We start from the raw sequence: 17,035 nt of genomic DNA on the forward strand, positions 1-17,035 counted from the left end.
CCTGAGAGGAAAGTCGTTGATCAATGGGGAAGGTTTACGCCGGACGATCGGCGGATTCCAATATGACCGTTGCCGGGAAGATAATCAATTCCATCGCCCGAATTGAATCAGGTCTGCTCGACGGCTTCGCGGTTCGTGATCAACCGGGCGGAACGGTCTCGCGTCCAATAGGTCCAACCCCACTGAAACAGAACGATCAGCCGATTGCGGAACTGCGTAATCTCCATCAGATGGATGAACAACCAGGCCATCCAGGCCAGCCAGCCACTAAGCTGCCATTTCTTCGGTCCGACTACCGCGACCGCGGAATAGCGGCCAATCACGGCCATACTTCCCCGATCCCGGTACTCAAACGGCTTTTCGGTGACCTCAGGATCCCCATAAACCTTTCGGCTGATCCGCCGGGCCACGTACTGTCCCTGCTGAATAGCCACCGGTGCCAGGGCCGGCAGCGGTTGACCATCTTTCGACTGGGCAGCCGCCAGGTCGCCAATCACATAGATGTTTGGGTGCCCCGCAATTGAAAGATCGTGCTGGACGGGAATCTTCCCCGCTCGGGCCGGTTCGACTCCCGTGCTGGCGGCCAGCACTTTCCCGAGAGGCGAAGCGGCCACGCCCGCTGCCCAGATCACGTTGCTTGTCACCAATGTTTCGTAGCTGTCTTTTCCGGTTTGAATGACCAGATGATTCGGATGAATCTCCGTCACCATTCCATTGGTCACCAGTCGTACGTTGAGACGTTGCAGCGCCTCACGAGCCTTCCTGATGAGCGGCTCCGGATACATTCCCAGCGGTTCTTTTCCCGCTTCGCAAAGCACGATCTTCAATTCGCACGGATCGATCCCCGGGAAGTCGTTTCGCAGCAGATAGTGACCGAGCTCAGACAATGCCCCGGCCAGTTCCACACCGGTCGGCCCGGCTCCGATAATCGCAAAGGTCAGTGCGGACTTCCGTATCGCCGCGTCGGTTTCCATGGCGGCTCGTTCGAATGCCGCCAGAATCCGATTGCGAATCGTGGTCGCATCTTCAACCGTCTTCAGTCCGGGAGCCAGCCTGGCCCACTCGTCGTGCCCGAAGTATCCGTGAGTCGAGCCTGCGGCTACGACGAGCGTATCGTAACCGAACGCTTCCCGGGCCGTGGTAACGGTTTTCTCGCGGGCGTCGATACTCTCCACTTCGCCCAGAACGACCCGGCAGTTCTTCTGACGGCGAAGGATTGCCCGCAGGGGCGAGGCGATGTTCGCTGGAGACAAATCTCCCGTGGCCACCTGATATAGCAATGGCTGAAACAGATGGAAGTTGCGGCGATCAATCAGCGTGACTTCGACAGGAACCTTCTTCAGGGCCTGTGCGCAAGCAAGACCGCCAAATCCTCCGCCGATGATGACGACGCGATGAGCCCTGCTCATGCCTGCCCTTCTTTGTCTTGTGTCAGCTGCTCTTTCGTGTTCCGGAACGTTTCTTCTTCGCGATCAACCCCTGCAGCGTCTTCAGATTCACGGCGTCCATCTCAACACCGTCCCGCTTTTCTTTCTTCGTCTCCAGATACATCGGCAATTCGTCGAACCGCGGGTCATTCACCAGATGCCGAAACGGTTCCAGGCCGAGATGTCCTTCACCAATGTGGTCGTGTCGATCCACTCTACTGCCGCACGGCTTCTTGCTGTCATTAATATGAAAGGCCCGGATCCGATCAAGGCCGATCACGTCATCAAATTCCTGAAACGTCGACCGATATTCCTCCTCGGTCCCGATCGGATAGCCGGCGGCGAAGATATGGCACGTGTCGACGCACACGCCGAGCAATTCCGGCTGCTTGACGCGATCGATGATTTCCCGCAGATGCTCAAATCGATGGCCGAGGCACGTTCCCTGCCCCGCCGTCGTTTCCAGCCACAGTTCGGTCCTGAACCCTTTGGTCGCTTTGTGAACCTGATCGATTCCTTTGGCAATGCGTTTCAGTCCGCCCGCTTCTGTGTCCTCGACAAAGCTTCCCGGATGCATCACCACGCCTGACAGCCCCAGAGCTTCGGCTCGTTCCAGTTCGATGATCATCGCATCGCGGGACTTTTCGAAGAGCTCCACGTTCGCGCTACCGAGATTGATCAGGTAGCTGTTGTGGGCGCAGCACGATTTCAGCCCGGCCTTTTCTACGGCCGACTTGAAGCGTTCCGCATCTTCATCGGTCAGCGGTTTGGCCCGCCACTGGTTGTTGTTCTTGGTAAAGATCTGGACCGTCTGCATGTCCAGCTGAGCGGCGGCATCGGCGGCTTTGTAGTAGCCGCCCGCTATTGAGAGGTGAGATCCGAATAAGGGCATGTCTGAACCGGTCAACCGAGAAGAAACATCGAGCAGCCAGCCGTGAAACCATGACTGGAGAACAGGACGTTACAGTATCGGTTGAGCCGGTGTTTGTCACCGCAGCCCGCAGATTCCCGGGACACGTTAACGCTCAGACCTGCGGCGGGGAGCGAAACGAATTCATGGAGAACAGTTGCGTTTCGCTGAAAATCGACGTGTCGTCGAGTTCATCGGGAACGGAGCCGTTGTCGACCGTCTTCGGTTTGGTGTCGGTGTCGGTCGTGGTGGTCAGAATGGCGGTCAGGAGAGGATCGAGGTGGCGTTCCCGAATCATCTGGATTCGCTCAGCTGGATCCATGCCCGAGGCGGGGACCAGGGGGGCGGAGACTCGACTTGAGATCTCGTGCACCTGATCGATGATGCGGAAGAAGGCTTCAATGATATCGACATCCCATTGCGAGCCCGCTCCCTCGCGAAGAATCCGTTCGGCGTTCTCGGCTGGCATGCCTTTGCGGTACGGTCGATCGCTCGTCATCGCGTCATAGGCGTCGGCTACGGCCAGGATGCGGGCCGCGAGCGGAATCTCATAATCACGAAGTTGATGGGGATACCCCTGCCCATCCCATGATTCATGGTGGTGAAGCACGCCGGGCAGGACATGTTTAAGCTGGCTGAGATGCTTCAGGATCTCGAATCCGAAGACCGGGTGCTGCTTGATCTCTTCAAACTCGTCCGCCGTCAGTCCGCCGGGCTTCTGCAGCACTTCGTCGCGCACGCCGATCTTGCCGATGTCGTGCAGCAACCCGGCCAGATAGATCTTCTCGCATTCCTGATTGCAGAGACCATGCTCCTTCGCAACGGCCCGCGCGATCTGGGCAACGCGATCACTGTGACCCCAGGTATAGCGATCTTTCGTGTCGATCGTATTCACCAGCGAACGTACTGTGCCGAGCAGCAGATCCTGTTGCTCCTGCAGCAGTCGTCGGTTGTGGGCCTGCGTGGCCAGTATGCTGGCAGCAGACTCCATAACCAGAGCGGTGCGATCGTTGAAACGCCGTTCAGAGGAATGCAGCTCCCAGACGTACTCATCGGCATCGTCCTGACGCGGCGAACTGATCGCGATCAGCCAACCGAAGCTCCGTCGCGAACAAATCGCCGGAACAATGACCACGCCCTGGGAGTGCCCCTGAGGGCAAATGGATAACTGGCGAACCTGCTGGTCGATATAGGTTTCACAAACGGCGTTCACACCGGCCAGCTCAAGCAACCGGGTAACATCCGTGGCATGAATCGGCTTCTCGCCAATCTGATAGATCTGTTGTAATTCTTCTTCGTCCTCTGTGGGAGGCGTCCTTAGAACGAGAACAAGCGACTCGGCTCCAGTGAGCTGATTCATTCGCTTCAACGCCTGAATCGCCGAGTTTGTCAAGCCACACGTGTCGTCGCGAAAGGCCAGTTGATCGACCAGTGTCCGGAACCAGCTCAGTTCCTCAAAATCGATCGACGCCTGTTCCGAATACTGCTCGAGTAATCGCATCTGGTGGCGATTCGAACGATGAAGATCAGTCTGCCTCCTCAGAAGATCGACAACGTGTGGCAGGCTTCGAATGCACTCTTCTGACAGAAACCCCACCGCAATTCGGCGGATCGATCCGCGCGGGCTGTGCAGTGGAATCAGGACAAGCGATTTTCTTTCTTCCAGTGCAATGGCGTCGGCGGCAATGTCGGGTCCACACTGGTCGAGATGAAGTCGAGCGGCGGCCAGCTGATCCGCAGACCAATCCATGCTGACATCCTCTGTCCGTCGCCAGTGTTGTCGCCATTCATAAATCTGGAATCGAGCATCATAAGCCTGGCTGATCCAGCCCAGGCAATACTCGGAATCTCTCCAGGGAATTTGGAGCCCCTGAAGGCCGGTTCGATTCGACGAGATTGAATGATTCACAGCAAAGTTCCCCAGCCTGCGAAGATCGAGTGCCCCAAATCGGTGAAAAGCTCCGACGGACTCCCGTCAGCTCGACCCGTATCGTTTGTGTTCAGGCTGCCGCACAACAGCACTACAAACCTATGTCGCGGAAACACGGGTTAAGCAGAAATGCAAATGCAATCTCGCCTGGCAGGCAAAACACTGACGCGGGTTATACCGATTTTGCAGGGGGATTCACTGCGGGATCGGCCGAGGTTGAATTCCTGTCCACCATGAAAGCCTGCCGCCTGCCCCCAAAGCGATCGGAGCGTGTGGAAATAGCAGCAGCTACAGGGTTTACGGCCGTATACCAGAAATCGGTCCGGTCAAGCGCATAGAAAAGGACTGCTCTCGAACACGTCGAGTGCAGTCCTGTCTACAAGTCTTCGGTCAGCCGAGAGCGACCATTAACACCAGTCGACGACTGTGTCTTCTCCTGCGTAGGAGGTTTCTTCTCCGGCACGCGAACGGGGCTGAGTCACCACTCGGTTCACAATGCCATCGATTCCCAAAGCACAACGGACGTAGTCGCTCAAATCGAACTCAGCGTCGTCCGTTCGCATCGTCCCTTCCAGACAGAGCGAACTGTTGCCCAGGCGGCGGACCACGAGGCTGTCGAAATCCAGACCGGCCAGTGAGTTCAGATGCGTCGCCAGTTCCTTCTCGATGCAATAAGCACCAGAAGATTCGGCACTTCGCGTGCCCCGAGCATTCTCGCCCGTCGTCCACTCAGTCACGTACTCAGACTTCAACTTTTTACTTCTCATAGCGGAACTCCCTTGCCGCGCCAGGCGGGCAGTCGTATCGATACTCCTACATATTACGAAAGCTGATTCTGACCGCCAAGATCCAATTGCTCTTCTTATTCAAGATTTCAGAAAGTGAACAACTACTGAACACGCGTGGCTCAGCGTAATCACCGAGAAAAGCCTATTGACTCTGCTGGTACCAGCGAATCAGGGCCCGAAACGGGTGGGTAAAGTCACTCGGAGATTCTTCGACCCAACGAGCGACCTCAGCTGGATCCATGAAGCGATACTCCAGAATCTCGCGTGGGTCGGGGGTCGGCTTCGCATCGGTCCTGCAGCCGAACAGCACGGTGTGCTCGTAACCGACGTCGGGTCCGGCAAAGATCTTGTGCATCCGGAACAGCGTCCCGTCCAGAGCCAGTTCTTCGTGGAGCTCCCGCTGGGCGGCTGGTTCGTAATCTTCTCCCGCACTGACATGCCCGGCCGCCGAAGAAGTCCAACGCAGTGGTTCCTCTTCTTTCTCGGCCGTCCGCTTATGGATCAGCAGTTGCCCCGTGGAATTGAAAACCCAGATATGGGTCGCCCGATGCAGATGTTTCCCGCCATGAACGACGCTCCGCGGCGCACTTCGCAGAACGTTGTCCTGAGGATCGACAATGTCGAACCACTCTTCCCCGGTTTGGCGGTCACACTCGGACATCTCACTCCCCCTCGCCGTGCGCTTCGACGTTGCCTTCCGTCTTCAGCGTCGCCAGATAGGAGACGAGATCGCGAACCTCCGCCTTGGACAACTGCTTGATCAGATCGGCCGGCATCCCCGATTTCCCGGGAGCCCGATCTTCAATGTCGTCCTGCGGAATGCGAACGATCTCGCCCAGCGGCTTGACCAGCGTCACCATTTCGTCGGTCTCCTCGCGAATGATTCCGGAGATCACCTTCCCTTCGATCGTGACAATCAGCACGGTCTCGAAACCTTTGGCGATCTTCGCGTCGGGATTCACAATCGATTCGAGCAGATAGCTTCGATCATACTTTTTGCCGGCTGCCGAAAGGTCCGGCCCCACGCCGCCCCCCTGCCCGTTCACGACGTGGCAACGGCGGCACGAGGCGGCTGCATTGCCGAAGAAGATGCTCTTCCCCCGCTCCGCATCGCCCCCTTCGAGGCAAACACGATACTCGCTCATCAGATCGCCGGTGCTCTGCTCGACCCTGACCTCGGCGAGCAACTTCTCAAGTTCGGTCCCGCGGACCGCTTCCGCGGCGTTCATCACATCGAGATGCAGAGCCAGCGGGAGCGACCCCGATTTCACCTTCTTGAGCAGATCGCTAAGAATCGACTCGGCATCGGCCTGACTCAAGCGCTGCAGTTGACCAATGGCCGACTGTTGCTCGGAGACCGAGCCCTTTTCGATCGCCGATCGCAACAGCTCTGTTGCCTGAGGATACTGCCGAGCCACAGCAATCTCGCGAGCCGCACTTCGCAGTTCCGGCTTCCCGGCTTTCAACAGCTTGGCGACGACCAACTCGGCTTCAGTCGGTGCAATTCGATCGAGCCCTTTCAGAGCGGTGATTCGCAACTGCACATCGGCCGAGTCGTTCAGAGCATACTCCCGCAATCGAGGCTGCGAGGAAGCAACCTTCAGCTCGGCGGCCAGTCGCACGGCCTGCTTCTGCACGTCGGGTTTACCAGCGAACAGCTTCTCCAGTGAAGGCGCCACCACCTCGGCGAGACCTTCGGTCGAAGCAGCCGGACGTGGTCGATACTGCCCGGTGACGGCATCGAGTTCACTGCCGGTTCCCCAGTTGCTCATCGCTTCCAGAGCCTGCACCCGCAGCTTCTGATCAACCTCGGCGTCGAGAGCGATCTCGAGCAGCCTCTCGAAGTTGCCCCGCTCGCCGACCAGATAGTTGGCGTTAATGACACGCCGCATCAGAGCATCATCGGTCAGCTTCGGTCGCGACAACCTGGCGAGAGCCGGCAAAGCCTCTTCGATCAGCTCATCGTGAATACCGCGAGCCGCTTCGAGCACGACCTTCGCGTTGTCGTCATTCAGAAACTTCGCGATCGCCGGAGACTGCAGCCGACGCAAAGCGACCACAGTCGCGAGGCGGCCAGCCGGTCCCGCGTTCGTCGTGGTGAGCGAATCGATTGAGAATCCGTCGGCCTCCGCGATGCCCACCAGCCCCATCGCCACGGCGTGACGAATGACTTCGTCTTCGGCAGCGCGAGCATCGGCCAGTTTGAGCAACGGCCGCAGTCCGCTCTTCAGTTGGAGCTTGCCGGTCGCGATGGCAGCGGTATAGGCCACGCGGGCATCCTTGTGTCCCAGCAGCTTCACGACCTGATCATCCGCCACATGAGCCCGGCTGTCGCCGATCACTCGCAGAGCCTGGGCGATCAGCGGGGCGTTGTTGCCCTTCAGAACGGAAGCGATCGGCTTCAGAACGTCGGCATCACCCGACTTGCGGGCAATTTCCCACAGCCCCCACAGGGCATGTCGACGAGCCGCTTCGGATTTGCCGTTCAACGCGACATCAACCAGCACCTTCCGGGCATCTTTCTCGGCGAGCGCGATCTGACTTCGCTGCCGCACGCGGCGATCGGCATGATCGAGCAATTTGGCGAGCTCTTTCGGCGTGCGATCCGAGAATCCTGTCTTGAACAGTTCCGCCACTTCCTGACCGGCTGTCGTCAGCTGTTTGTCTTCCATCACCTGCCGGTAGATGCGACCCTTCTGAATGCCGTCCCAGCCGTTCACCCAGTCGGAGAAGTAGAGCTGACCGTCGTAACCGAAGTCGACATCGGTCACGAGCGTCTGCCACAGGTATTCATGGGAATCGACGAGCTTGAAACCGGCTCCGTCCGGCTCGTTGGCGAACGAACGGATCCCGCTGTTCGCCGCCTGACCCCGGAAGTCGGCCATGAAGAAGTGCCCTTCATACCGCTCAGGCAAACCGACGCCGTAATAAGAGGTCAGACCGGAGGGGCCATCGCCCAGATTCGCGATCGGCGGCAGAATGAAGGCCGGCTGAACGGCGGTCGTTTCATCATCGGCCTGATACGGATACCACATCCGCTCGCGATTCCACGGGCCGCGATCGTCCAAATACTGATAGTACATCCGCCAGCCGGAGTCGGAGCCTTCCGCGACATAGACCCAGCGCGCCTTGTCGCCGCTGTCGGAGTTATTGTCGCCGGTAAACAACCGGCCTTCGTCATCAAACGCCAGCTCCTGCGGATTCCGCAATCCGTAGGCGAAGACTTCAAGATTGGAACCATCCCGCTCGCACCGGAAGACGGCTCCGGTATCGGGCTTCACGAGCGTGCGGCCATCCGGCGTTTCGACGTTGTAACCCCGGTCGCCGATGCTGAAGTAGATCCGCCCGTCCGGCCCGAGAGCCAGGCCGTGCATGTCGTGTCCGCGAAATGCGAACCGCACCCCGAAGCCGGTATAGAGTGCATTGTAATCGTTGGCGACGCCGTCGTTATCGGTATCGGCCAGCTTCCAGAGTTCGGGAATGCAGGTGTAGTAGACCGAACCATCGAAGGCGAGCACGCCCGCTCCGGTGCCGGCGACCAGATCGTTAAAGCCTTCCGCGAAGACGGTCGCGGTTTCATAGCGTCCGTCGCCGTCGCTGTCGGTCAGCTGGCGAATGCGATCGTGATTCGCGGTCCATTCTTCCTGCAGTTCCGGATGATGCTTGATCATATACGCCCGACGATCTTCGACGGTGAGCGCTTTCAGATCGTCCATCAGCCAGTACATATGGCCGCGATTGTCCTCGACCCCCTTCTTCTGCCGGAAGGTCTCGCAGACGTAAATTCGCCCCTGTTCGTCGAACGCGAACGCAACCGGATTGGCCACATTCGGCTCGGCGGCCACCAGTTCAACGGCCGTCGACGGAGCCAGACGGAACGAATCGATCGCCTGTTTGCCCTCAGCCGAAGGCCCTTCAATCTGAGGCTGAAACACCGGATCGGCTGCCTGAGCAGCCACGGTCAGGACTACAGGGAGACACCACGAAATTAATTCACCCAAACGCATTCAACACCCTCATGCGGAAACCGCTTCAAAACCATAAGCCACGATGAACTCGCGGAGTTATTTGATCGTTTCTTTCCAGTCACGCCACAGCCACCGCATTTCATCCGGGAAGATCGCCCCGGAATGCTTGCGGTTGTGAGCGCCGTCGCCATACACGAAATGATAGTCGTAATTCTTGAACTTCAGAGCAGCCGCCATCTGCAGATTGGAGAGCGGCCAGTTGCCGTGCTCGTTGTCGAGATCATTCGAACCATCCTGCAGATGAATCCGGATCGGCTTGTTCTCGGTCTTGCGAATCAACGCAGGATAGACATGCCCGCCGCGGATGTTCGTAAAGCTGCCGATGTGACTGCTCACCTTGTGGAAGTAGTCCGGGCGTTCCCAGGCGACGGTCCAGGCACAGATCCCGCCAGAGCTGGCTCCGCAGATCGCCCGGCCTTCGGCCTGATCGGTCAGTTTGTAGTCTTTGGCCAGCAGGGGCAGCATTTCATCGATGACAAACCGGGCATAATCGTCGCTGAGCGTATCGTACTCAAAGCTGCGGTTCCGGCTCGGTTTCTGGCCTTCCTTCTTCGCCGGGAATTCCCCCGGGTTGATGAACAGCCCAATCGTGACCGGCATCTCGCCTGTGTGAATCAGATTGTCGAAGACATTCGTCACCCGCACCTGACCATTCGGATTGCAGTAGGCCCAGCCGTCCTGAAAGACCATCACGCAGGCCGGTTGGGAGCCGTCGTATTGAGCCGGGACATAGACCCAGTAATCGCGAACGGTGCCTTCGAAGACCTTGCTGTCGGAGAAGGAATGCTTCGCCAGCTCTCCCTTCGGGACGCCCGGCTGCGGATAGGAATCGGGGCCGAGGATGTAATCATCAGCCGCATGAACCGCCGAAGCGGTGATCAAAGCCAGAAACAGAACAAGCGAGAATCTCATCGAGGCTACTCCGGAGTTTCTACGTCAACTAGAGAGAGGAAGGCACCATACGCAGGTCGACCCGCTGAATTTCAGCCGGCTCTGCGGAGGCGATCGAGTGTTTTCTGCGAAAGCCACCAGCCGGCGATTCCGCCGGGCACCAGGGTCAGCAGGCCGAAAAAGACGAACCAGCGCGGCGCGGGGATTTCCGACAGCATCGTAACGGCCATGAACACGAAAATGCCCCCCAGCACGACACAGCAGAAGGTTCCCTGCGAAGCACCGATGACTCCCGCCACCAGGCATCCGCTGCAGATCCCGAGAGCCCAGGCGGCAATCACCCACAGAAATGCGGAAGCCGGGGCTTCGAACAGGACCTGTTCCATCTGCGTTTCGTCCTCGAAATCGAGTTCCGTCAACGCGGGATAGATTTCGTGGCCGACTGCTTCGACCGAGCCGACCACGATCGCCCCGGCTGTCAGTCCAAACACAATCGCCACAAGATTGCGGAAGTGGGGGGAATCCGGGAGTGATACGTCCATGAGCTCTTCAGCAGCGTTACGGAAAAACAGATGTTCTTTCTTGGATCATCCTCCTTTCCTACCTAAGATGCAAGTTCACCTTGCCGTCATTCGCTGGTCCGCATTCCGCAACCACTTGACTGTTCCCCACTTAGACAGGGCATCGCTCATGATTTCCGCTTCGGTTCGCGCGTTCTGCATCGTCTTTTCCCTCGGCTGCCTCGTCGCCGCGACTGCTGCTGAAACCTCAGCCGCCGATCGCAAGTCGTCTCTGCCCCGGCCTGACGAAACGGTCGACTACAAGACCACGCCTCAGGGCAAACTGCAGCTGCACATCTTCAAACCGAAAACCGAATCTTCGTCGCCGCAGCCGGCGATTGTCTTCTTCTTTGGCGGCGGCTGGGTCAGCGGATCGCCCTCGCAGTTCTACCCGCATTGCCGGCATCTGGCCGATCGGGGCATGGTCGCCATCGCTGCCGAGTACCGCATCAAGAACAAGCACGAGACGACCCCATTCGAGTGCGTCGAAGATGGCAACTCGGCTGTTCGCTGGATTCGCGAGCATGCCGCCGATTATCAGATCGATCCGAAGCGAGTCGCCGCCGGGGGAGGCTCAGCCGGCGGACATGTCGCCGCCTCAACCGCCACGTTGAAGGGATTCGACGCCGCCAGCGAAGACAGGAGCATCTCCTCGCAGCCGGACGCGCTGGTCCTCTTCAATCCCGTCGTCGATACCACGGACAAAGGCTGGGCGGCCGGCAGCCGAAAACTGGGCGATCGAGCCGAGGAGCTTTCTCCGCTGCAGCACATTCACGAAGAGACGCCGGCAACGATCATCTTTCACGGCACTGGCGATACGACCGTGCCGTTCGAGAACGTGGAGCGGTTCTGTGAAGCGATGAAGAAGGCGGGGCACCGCTGCGAACTGCACGGCTACACCGACCGCCCGCACGGATTCTTCAACTACGGTCGCAGCAAGGAAGACTATCAGGACACAGTCGAGAAGATGGATCAATTCCTCGTCTCGCTCGGCTGGCTGGAAAAGCAGTAAGCCGGCCCGTTCAATCTGCGTTGGGAAACAGTTGACGCGCCTGTTCGATCTCTCCCCGGATCAGATGCGTATGGATCTGGTCCAGGAGCTTGTCGGGCATCTCGCCGGTTCTTCGGAGTTCCAGCAGTTGTTGCGGCAGCCGCAGGTCAGCGGGGCTTGCGGTGAAGCTGTCCTGTCGGGATCGCTTCCACGACTGCAGAACTTCCAGATCCCGGTAGCCGATTTCGACACTCGGCTCGATCTGCGTTCCTTCACCCCAGTCGTTCCAGGTCGCGATCTGGATCAACTCCGGCGACATCGCAAGGGCCTGTCGGAAGGTGGTTTGAAACGTGCGGCCGGAGGCATCGTCGATACGCCCCCAGCTCTCGTGCACGCCCGCTTCAGCGTAGATATCAACGAACCTCGGGAATGCGACCGGAATCCGATGCGGCCAGTCGCGGGAGGTGTTCTCGAAGCGTTCAATCGCCTTCAGCCCCTGCTGCGGCAACGGCCAGTCGAAGGCCCCGACAGCCGCTGCCCGGCGATGGTTCTGACTGAAATATGCAATCGGCATCTCGACCGACTGCAGACAGACCGACCACTCATCGTTGGTGAGCCCCGACTGTCCGAACGACAGCAACACCGGTTTACCGTCGAGCCGAACGTAGTTGTCGAGCTGGAACCACTTCTCGGTCAGCCAGCGAATTTCGCCGGCGGCATGCGACACCCGCTCGCTCTCTTTGAGCCGCCCCTCTTTCACCAGAGCGGGGATCGTCTGGTCTTCGTAGCAGATCACGACGCCGAGTTCCGCTTTTCGAGCCGCCTCGATCAGCAGTTCGGTATTCCGATGCAGCTGCGCGTAATCCCAGAGATCGGTGCGACCGTACCAGTCGACGATGACGCCATCGATCCCCGACAGCTTCATCAACGCAGTCTGGTACTCGAGCACATCAGGATCGGCAGAGTCGTACGGACCGATCAGCGGGTAATACTTTGAAGCGATTTGACGCTTTCCGTTCTCCGTCGTCTCCGGATCGAAATGATTCATCGTCCAGTGCCAGCCCCAGCTCTCACTGAACGGCTTCGCCTGATACCACGGCATGTAATGGACGAGAAACTGTGGCCCCGGTTCGGCTGCGCGGCAGAGCATCGGGAAGCAGGACAACAGGGCCACGATCAGCAAAAGTCTGAACTTCATGGAGCGATTCCCGATTGTCTTGGTTATCAGTGGAGAGGCGACGAACTCATCCCTGAACCTGCAGGTCGCCCGCCAGCATCCGATCGATCAACTGCATCACGCCGGCTCCCCGTTTATGGTCCATCACCAGATCGGCCATTTCCTTCACGGCTGGCAACGCATTGGCGACCGCGACGGAGAGTCCGCAGAATTCAAAGAGACTCTCATCATTCTCGGCATCTCCGACGCCGACCGTGTTCCAGGCCGTACACCCCAGTTGATCCAGAGCCACCCGCAGACCGGTCGCCTTGTTGACGCCGGTCGGGAGGACCATCACGTCCGCTTTGTTGAAGATGACCTGGAGTTAGAGATTCAATTCGTGAATCGTCTCGAACATGATCTCGTGATCGGGCACCCTGCCGGCGATGATCACGCGACCAGGAGCCAGATTCCTCAGGCCGCGTTCCCGCAGTCGAGCCACATACTCCGGCGGCGGGGGTGCAGCCAGAGTTGTCTCCACGCCCGTAGCGGGGTCGAACAGCAGGGCTCCGTTTTCGAGCACCGCCAGATCAAACAGGTCGAGATGGGCAAAGTCGCCCTGCAGCGATTCCAGCTGCCGCCCACTGACGAGCACGAGCTTTCGGCCCGACTCTTTGAGCTGCCGCAGACTCTGCAGCGTTGCCTCATCGACCCGACTGTCGTGGGCGATCGTTCCGTCGTAATCGGTCGCAAGAACCTGAAAATGCATTTCACAGCACCAGACAAAAAGATGCCGTGACCCGAGCAGCGAAGTCCTCCGGCTTAATCACTTGTTGAAATTCGATTCTCGAAATTCGATTACTCGGCGGCAACCTTCTGTGTGTCGCGCAGTTCGTCCATCAGGTCGAACAGAACCTCAGTGATCCGTTCAGAAGCATCGAGCTGAACGCGGTTGGTTCCCATCCACGTTTCGTAGCCACCCAGCTCGTGTTGTTCCGGCGTCGGCAGATAGCCATACGCACCGTTGGCCAGTTCAATCGTGAACGTGTCTGCAAACGGCGACTTCTCTTTGAGCTCCAGGCCGATCTCGGCGAACGTCTCGAAGGGGATCGCCGGAATACTCAGATCGCCAATGCGAATCACCTGCAGGAGAATGTCGCTGGAGTCCGGGCCTTCGAGCAGCTTCTGAACGCGGCCGGCATAAGTTCGCTCGTGGCGATGGTAGACCACTTTGTCTTCCGGCTGCTCCATAATCTCCGCGAAATACTTCTGCATCGCCTCATCCGGTTTACGATGCTTGAGCGTCAGTTCGCGCGTCGCGACCCCGAGCGGCACCCAGTCCTGATATTCCAGATCTTTCTGGGCGTCGTAGACACGTTGAGCGAGCAGCTCGCCTACCTTTGTCATCTGCTCGTAAGGTTCCTGACGCGGTGACTTCTCGCGGAAGTTGATGTTGTTGATATCCCCGCTCGTTCCGTTCGACATCATGCCGACGAACCGGGACTCGGGATGAGCGGCTCCCAGCAGTTTCGCAATCCGGCGGGAGAAGACGCCGAAGTAATCGGCCGAGACTTCGCCCCTTCGCACCCCGCCGACATAATGCAGCGAGTAATTCGCCAGCAACGACAGCGGCTCTCCGTCGACCGTCTGCACGCTGATGAACGAAACTTCCGGATCAATCGGGCCGGCGGGACGAACGAGCGTCGCCGATCCCCGGGACGGGTTCATCCGCACCTTGTCCATTCCACCAAACGGATTCTTCAGCTGCTCCGGATCGGTGGTGTACCAGCGGCGGTTGAAGACTTCTCTCGGTTCATCGACAGAACCCCAGCCAATCCGAGCCGGCACCTGATTGACGAGGGCCCGGCGAACGCCATCTGCAATGCGACGGACAAGAAACGGACGATAGTTCTCACTGGTGGCGGGCGTCGCTGAATGGGTATGCGTTCCGGCGATCAAAATGTTCTCTGCCGGGATATCGGTTTCGTCGGCGATCAACTGCCGCGCTTCATCGCACACGTCCCGGGCGATATACAGAATGTCGCAGATCACGAAAGCGACCTTCGTGGAACCGTCGTTCAGAACCAGACAGCGGGCGTGCAGTTCGTCGTGAATGTTGGTCGCCGGCTCGGGAGCCCAGCCCCCCACCACGGGTTCGCCGAGTGGTGGCGTGATATTGCTCGTCGCGGATCCGGCAAGAAACTGTTTCTTGCCCTCGGCATCGGCCGCGGGGAGAGTTGCGGGAAAGCAGACCAGGAGAGTCAGCAGCAGCATCCGTTTCGGAGAGAACATGGCAGCCCTTTCGCGTGAGGAAAGCATGAGGAGATTGCCGGCAGGTCGTTATACTCTGTCATTTCCACAGCGGCGGAACAAGCGACGGGCCGCTTTTTTGCCCGACCGATCTCAAACCTCTTGAACGAATTCCTCCATGGATGAACTGAACGCCTATCACGAAGCGGGACACGCGGTGATGGCCTGCCTGCTTGGCGCTCGAGTGGAGTCGATGACCATCGATCCCGACTGGGATGACGGCCCCGAACGCTACGGCGATGTCACAATCTGCTGGCCCGATGGCCCGTTGACGAAGAGTGGCGTCGAACATCGCGTGAAGGTCGCGCTGGCCGGTCCGGTGGCCGAGATGATCTATCGTCAGGAACCCTTTCACCCCGCCGTCGTTCCGGAATGGGCGATGGACTGGCGGGACGCCTGGCGGTGGGCGGGAAAGCTGTTCAAGGAGGATCGCCCCCGCATGCAGTACATCGAACAGACGGCCCTTGAACTCTATCGGTTCTTCGACAGCGACTCCGGCTGGGCGGCGACCGCGGCTCTGGTTGATCACCTCGTGGCGCACGAGACGCTTGAGGCCGAGGAGATCATGGATATCATGGCGGACTGGCTCTGAACTTTTCTTCCCCATCGAAAGGCCACTGATGAGAACGTTCTCCCGCATCCTGCTCGTCGCGCTTCTGTTCTCGCTGGGTGCGCATTCGCTCTCGGCCGCCGAAGTCGTCACGCTACTCGGCAACGGAACACCCGGCTACAGCGGCGACGGTGGAAAAGCCGAGCAGGCGACATCGAATGAACCGTTCGGCGTGGTCGTCGGCCCCGATGGGGCTCTGTATGTCTGCGAAACCAAGAATCACGTGGTCCGCCGCATCGACCTGAAGACGAACAAAGTGACCACTGTCGCGGGAACCGGCAAATCGGGCTACTCGGGCGATGGTGGACCGGCGACGAAGGCCCAGTTGTTCGAGCCTTATGAAGTTCGTTTCGACAAACAGGGGAACATGTACTTTGTCGAGATGATGAACCACATCGTGCGGAAGGTCGATCGCGACGGAACGATTTCGACAGTCGCCGGAACGGGCCAGAAAGGATTCTCCGGCGATAACGGACCGGCCACGAAAGCGAAGTTCGACCGTCCGCACTCCATCGATTTCGATGACGCCGGCAACCTCTACATCTGCGACATCTCGAATCATCGCCTTCGCAAAGTCGATGCAAAGACCGGCAACGTCACAACGATCCTGGGCAATGGCCAGAAGAAACCGTTGCCAGCCGACGCGACGCTGGGGCCGATTCCGGTAAGCGGTCCCCGGGCTCTCTTCTTTGATGGCGAGTCGATGTGGCTGGCGTTACGGGAAGGGAACGCGGTTTACAAGATTGATCTGCAAACCGAACAGATCACGCACGTCGCCGGCGTGGGCGGAAAGAATGGGTACAGCGGTGATGGAGGCCCGGCAAGGCGAGCGCGTCTTGCAGGGCCCAAAGGGATCGCTGTCGACAGTCGCGGAAACGTGATCATCGCCGACACCGAGAGCCACACCATCCGCTGGATTGATGCGGAAACCCGCATCATCACCACACTGGTCGGCAACGGACAGAAGGGCGACGGCCCCGATGGGAAACCGTCCACTTGCCGCTTAAACCGTCCGCACAGTGTCTGTTTTGGCCCCGATGACGAAGTCTATATCGGAGACAGCTCCAACCACCGAGTCCGGGTCTGGCGTCCGTAAGGTCCGAAAGCGAAAATCGATGCCGGAATTGCTTCACCCTTCCTTGTACGATTCTGACCAGAGTCCTCCGCTCAACTCGCTATCTTCTTCCGGAAACGCGTAGTGGACAGCCGCGACGGCGCCAATCACGATCGGAATGGGAAGCAACGAGAGCAGAGTAACTCCGATGTCATCGCTCAGGATCCCGGCAGCGAACTGGTCTCCGACACTCGACTCCCTGGCGGTGGTTAAAAGAAACTGTGTCACTGATCCCGCTGCTTCACCAAGCAGGGTCGCCGATTGCCATTTCATATCATGACTCCTTCCTAAATCTGTGCTTTAGAAAACTCGCTGTGATT

Annotated in this window: 16 protein-coding genes; 3 read left to right on the forward strand and 13 right to left on the reverse strand. The window is 58.8% G+C overall.

Annotated features, from left to right (window positions below):
* Positions 1–107 precede the first annotated feature (107 nt).
* From L1A08_RS08015 to L1A08_RS08050, 8 genes are all read right to left on the reverse strand, one after another.
* Positions 108–1,409: an NAD(P)/FAD-dependent oxidoreductase gene (locus L1A08_RS08015; RefSeq protein WP_238755810.1), complete on the reverse strand. Its 1,302-nt coding sequence runs from the start codon at positions 1,407–1,409 to the stop codon at positions 108–110.
* A 22-nt stretch (positions 1,410–1,431) separates the two neighbouring features.
* Positions 1,432–2,319 (reverse strand): deoxyribonuclease IV, encoded by an 888-nt coding sequence (locus L1A08_RS08020; protein ID WP_238755811.1) that lies wholly within the window; start codon positions 2,317–2,319, stop codon positions 1,432–1,434.
* 133 nt (positions 2,320–2,452) lie between these two features.
* The gene (locus tag L1A08_RS08025; RefSeq protein WP_238755812.1) at positions 2,453–4,087 is read right to left on the reverse strand and encodes an HD-GYP domain-containing protein; all 1,635 of its coding nucleotides are present in this window, start codon (positions 4,085–4,087) and stop codon (positions 2,453–2,455) included.
* Between the two features lie 587 nt (positions 4,088–4,674).
* Complete coding sequence (locus L1A08_RS08030) at positions 4,675–5,034, reverse strand: hypothetical protein (RefSeq protein WP_238755813.1); 360 nt, start codon at positions 5,032–5,034, stop codon at positions 4,675–4,677.
* 163 nt (positions 5,035–5,197) lie between these two features.
* Positions 5,198–5,716: an NUDIX hydrolase gene (locus tag L1A08_RS08035; protein ID WP_238755814.1), complete on the reverse strand. Its 519-nt coding sequence runs from the start codon at positions 5,714–5,716 to the stop codon at positions 5,198–5,200.
* A gap of 1 nt (position 5,717) precedes the next feature.
* Positions 5,718–9,062, reverse strand: a complete 3,345-nt coding sequence (locus L1A08_RS08040) for a PVC-type heme-binding CxxCH protein (protein WP_238755815.1) — start codon at positions 9,060–9,062, stop codon at positions 5,718–5,720.
* Positions 9,063–9,119: 57 nt separating this feature from the next.
* Complete coding sequence (locus L1A08_RS08045; RefSeq protein WP_238755816.1) at positions 9,120–9,995, reverse strand: alpha/beta hydrolase; 876 nt, start codon at positions 9,993–9,995, stop codon at positions 9,120–9,122.
* 71 nt (positions 9,996–10,066) lie between these two features.
* Complete coding sequence (locus L1A08_RS08050; RefSeq protein WP_238755817.1) at positions 10,067–10,516, reverse strand: hypothetical protein; 450 nt, start codon at positions 10,514–10,516, stop codon at positions 10,067–10,069.
* Between the two features lie 148 nt (positions 10,517–10,664).
* On the opposite strand from L1A08_RS08050, the gene L1A08_RS08055 reads away from it, so the two are divergent.
* Positions 10,665–11,546 carry an alpha/beta hydrolase gene (locus tag L1A08_RS08055; protein ID WP_238755818.1) on the forward strand — a complete coding sequence of 294 codons (882 nt, stop codon included), beginning with the start codon at positions 10,665–10,667 and terminating at the stop codon, positions 11,544–11,546.
* Positions 11,547–11,556: 10 nt separating this feature from the next.
* On the opposite strand, the gene L1A08_RS08060 is transcribed toward L1A08_RS08055, so the two are convergent.
* The 4 genes from L1A08_RS08060 to L1A08_RS08075 all read right to left on the reverse strand — a co-directional run bounded on the left by L1A08_RS08060 (position 11,557) and on the right by L1A08_RS08075 (position 14,973).
* A complete protein-coding gene (locus L1A08_RS08060; protein WP_238755819.1) occupies positions 11,557–12,723 on the reverse strand; it encodes a glycoside hydrolase family 71/99-like protein in 1,167 nt (388 codons plus the stop codon).
* Positions 12,724–12,769: 46 nt separating this feature from the next.
* Positions 12,770–13,057: an HAD family hydrolase gene (locus tag L1A08_RS08065; RefSeq protein WP_315860574.1), complete on the reverse strand. Its 288-nt coding sequence runs from the start codon at positions 13,055–13,057 to the stop codon at positions 12,770–12,772.
* 9 nt (positions 13,058–13,066) lie between these two features.
* Positions 13,067–13,450 (reverse strand): HAD family hydrolase, encoded by a 384-nt coding sequence (locus L1A08_RS08070; RefSeq protein WP_238755820.1) that lies wholly within the window; start codon positions 13,448–13,450, stop codon positions 13,067–13,069.
* A gap of 89 nt (positions 13,451–13,539) precedes the next feature.
* Positions 13,540–14,973: a hypothetical protein gene (locus L1A08_RS08075; protein ID WP_238755821.1), complete on the reverse strand. Its 1,434-nt coding sequence runs from the start codon at positions 14,971–14,973 to the stop codon at positions 13,540–13,542.
* Between the two features lie 136 nt (positions 14,974–15,109).
* On the opposite strand from L1A08_RS08075, the gene L1A08_RS08080 reads away from it, so the two are divergent.
* Together L1A08_RS08080 and L1A08_RS08085 are read left to right on the forward strand one after the other, a co-directional pair.
* Entirely contained in the window at positions 15,110–15,583 is a 474-nt protein-coding gene (locus L1A08_RS08080) for a hypothetical protein (RefSeq protein WP_238755822.1), read from the forward strand.
* A gap of 28 nt (positions 15,584–15,611) precedes the next feature.
* The gene (locus L1A08_RS08085) at positions 15,612–16,697 is read left to right on the forward strand and encodes an NHL domain-containing protein (protein ID WP_238755823.1); all 1,086 of its coding nucleotides are present in this window, start codon (positions 15,612–15,614) and stop codon (positions 16,695–16,697) included.
* Positions 16,698–16,730: 33 nt separating this feature from the next.
* On the opposite strand, the gene L1A08_RS08090 is transcribed toward L1A08_RS08085, so the two are convergent.
* Positions 16,731–16,988 carry a hypothetical protein gene (locus L1A08_RS08090; RefSeq protein ID WP_238755824.1) on the reverse strand — a complete coding sequence of 86 codons (258 nt, stop codon included), beginning with the start codon at positions 16,986–16,988 and terminating at the stop codon, positions 16,731–16,733.
* Positions 16,989–17,035: the final 47 nt, after the last annotated feature.

It is taken from the genome of Rubinisphaera margarita, assembly GCF_022267515.1.
Classification (GTDB): domain Bacteria; phylum Planctomycetota; class Planctomycetia; order Planctomycetales; family Planctomycetaceae; genus Rubinisphaera; species Rubinisphaera margarita.

Excerpts from the sequence above, each read along its gene's own strand:
- L1A08_RS08015 (WP_238755810.1), bottom strand. The coding sequence starts at position 1,409 with ATGAGCAGGGCTCATCGCGTCGTCATCATCGGCGGAGGATTTGGCGGT.
- L1A08_RS08020 (WP_238755811.1), bottom strand. The coding sequence starts at position 2,319 with ATGCCCTTATTCGGATCTCACCTCTCAATAGCGGGCGGCTACTACAAA.
- L1A08_RS08025 (WP_238755812.1), bottom strand. The coding sequence starts at position 4,087 with ATGGATTGGTCTGCGGATCAGCTGGCCGCCGCTCGACTTCATCTCGAC.
- L1A08_RS08030 (WP_238755813.1), bottom strand. The coding sequence starts at position 5,034 with ATGAGAAGTAAAAAGTTGAAGTCTGAGTACGTGACTGAGTGGACGACG.
- L1A08_RS08035 (WP_238755814.1), bottom strand. The coding sequence starts at position 5,716 with ATGTCCGAGTGTGACCGCCAAACCGGGGAAGAGTGGTTCGACATTGTC.
- L1A08_RS08040 (WP_238755815.1), bottom strand. The coding sequence starts at position 9,062 with ATGCGTTTGGGTGAATTAATTTCGTGGTGTCTCCCTGTAGTCCTGACC.
- L1A08_RS08045 (WP_238755816.1), bottom strand. The coding sequence starts at position 9,995 with ATGAGATTCTCGCTTGTTCTGTTTCTGGCTTTGATCACCGCTTCGGCG.
- L1A08_RS08050 (WP_238755817.1), bottom strand. The coding sequence starts at position 10,516 with ATGGACGTATCACTCCCGGATTCCCCCCACTTCCGCAATCTTGTGGCG.
- L1A08_RS08055 (WP_238755818.1), top strand. The coding sequence starts at position 10,665 with ATGATTTCCGCTTCGGTTCGCGCGTTCTGCATCGTCTTTTCCCTCGGC.
- L1A08_RS08060 (WP_238755819.1), bottom strand. The coding sequence starts at position 12,723 with ATGAAGTTCAGACTTTTGCTGATCGTGGCCCTGTTGTCCTGCTTCCCG.
- L1A08_RS08070 (WP_238755820.1), bottom strand. The coding sequence starts at position 13,450 with ATGCATTTTCAGGTTCTTGCGACCGATTACGACGGAACGATCGCCCAC.
- L1A08_RS08075 (WP_238755821.1), bottom strand. The coding sequence starts at position 14,973 with ATGTTCTCTCCGAAACGGATGCTGCTGCTGACTCTCCTGGTCTGCTTT.
- L1A08_RS08080 (WP_238755822.1), top strand. The coding sequence starts at position 15,110 with ATGGATGAACTGAACGCCTATCACGAAGCGGGACACGCGGTGATGGCC.
- L1A08_RS08085 (WP_238755823.1), top strand. The coding sequence starts at position 15,612 with ATGAGAACGTTCTCCCGCATCCTGCTCGTCGCGCTTCTGTTCTCGCTG.
- L1A08_RS08090 (WP_238755824.1), bottom strand. The coding sequence starts at position 16,988 with ATGAAATGGCAATCGGCGACCCTGCTTGGTGAAGCAGCGGGATCAGTG.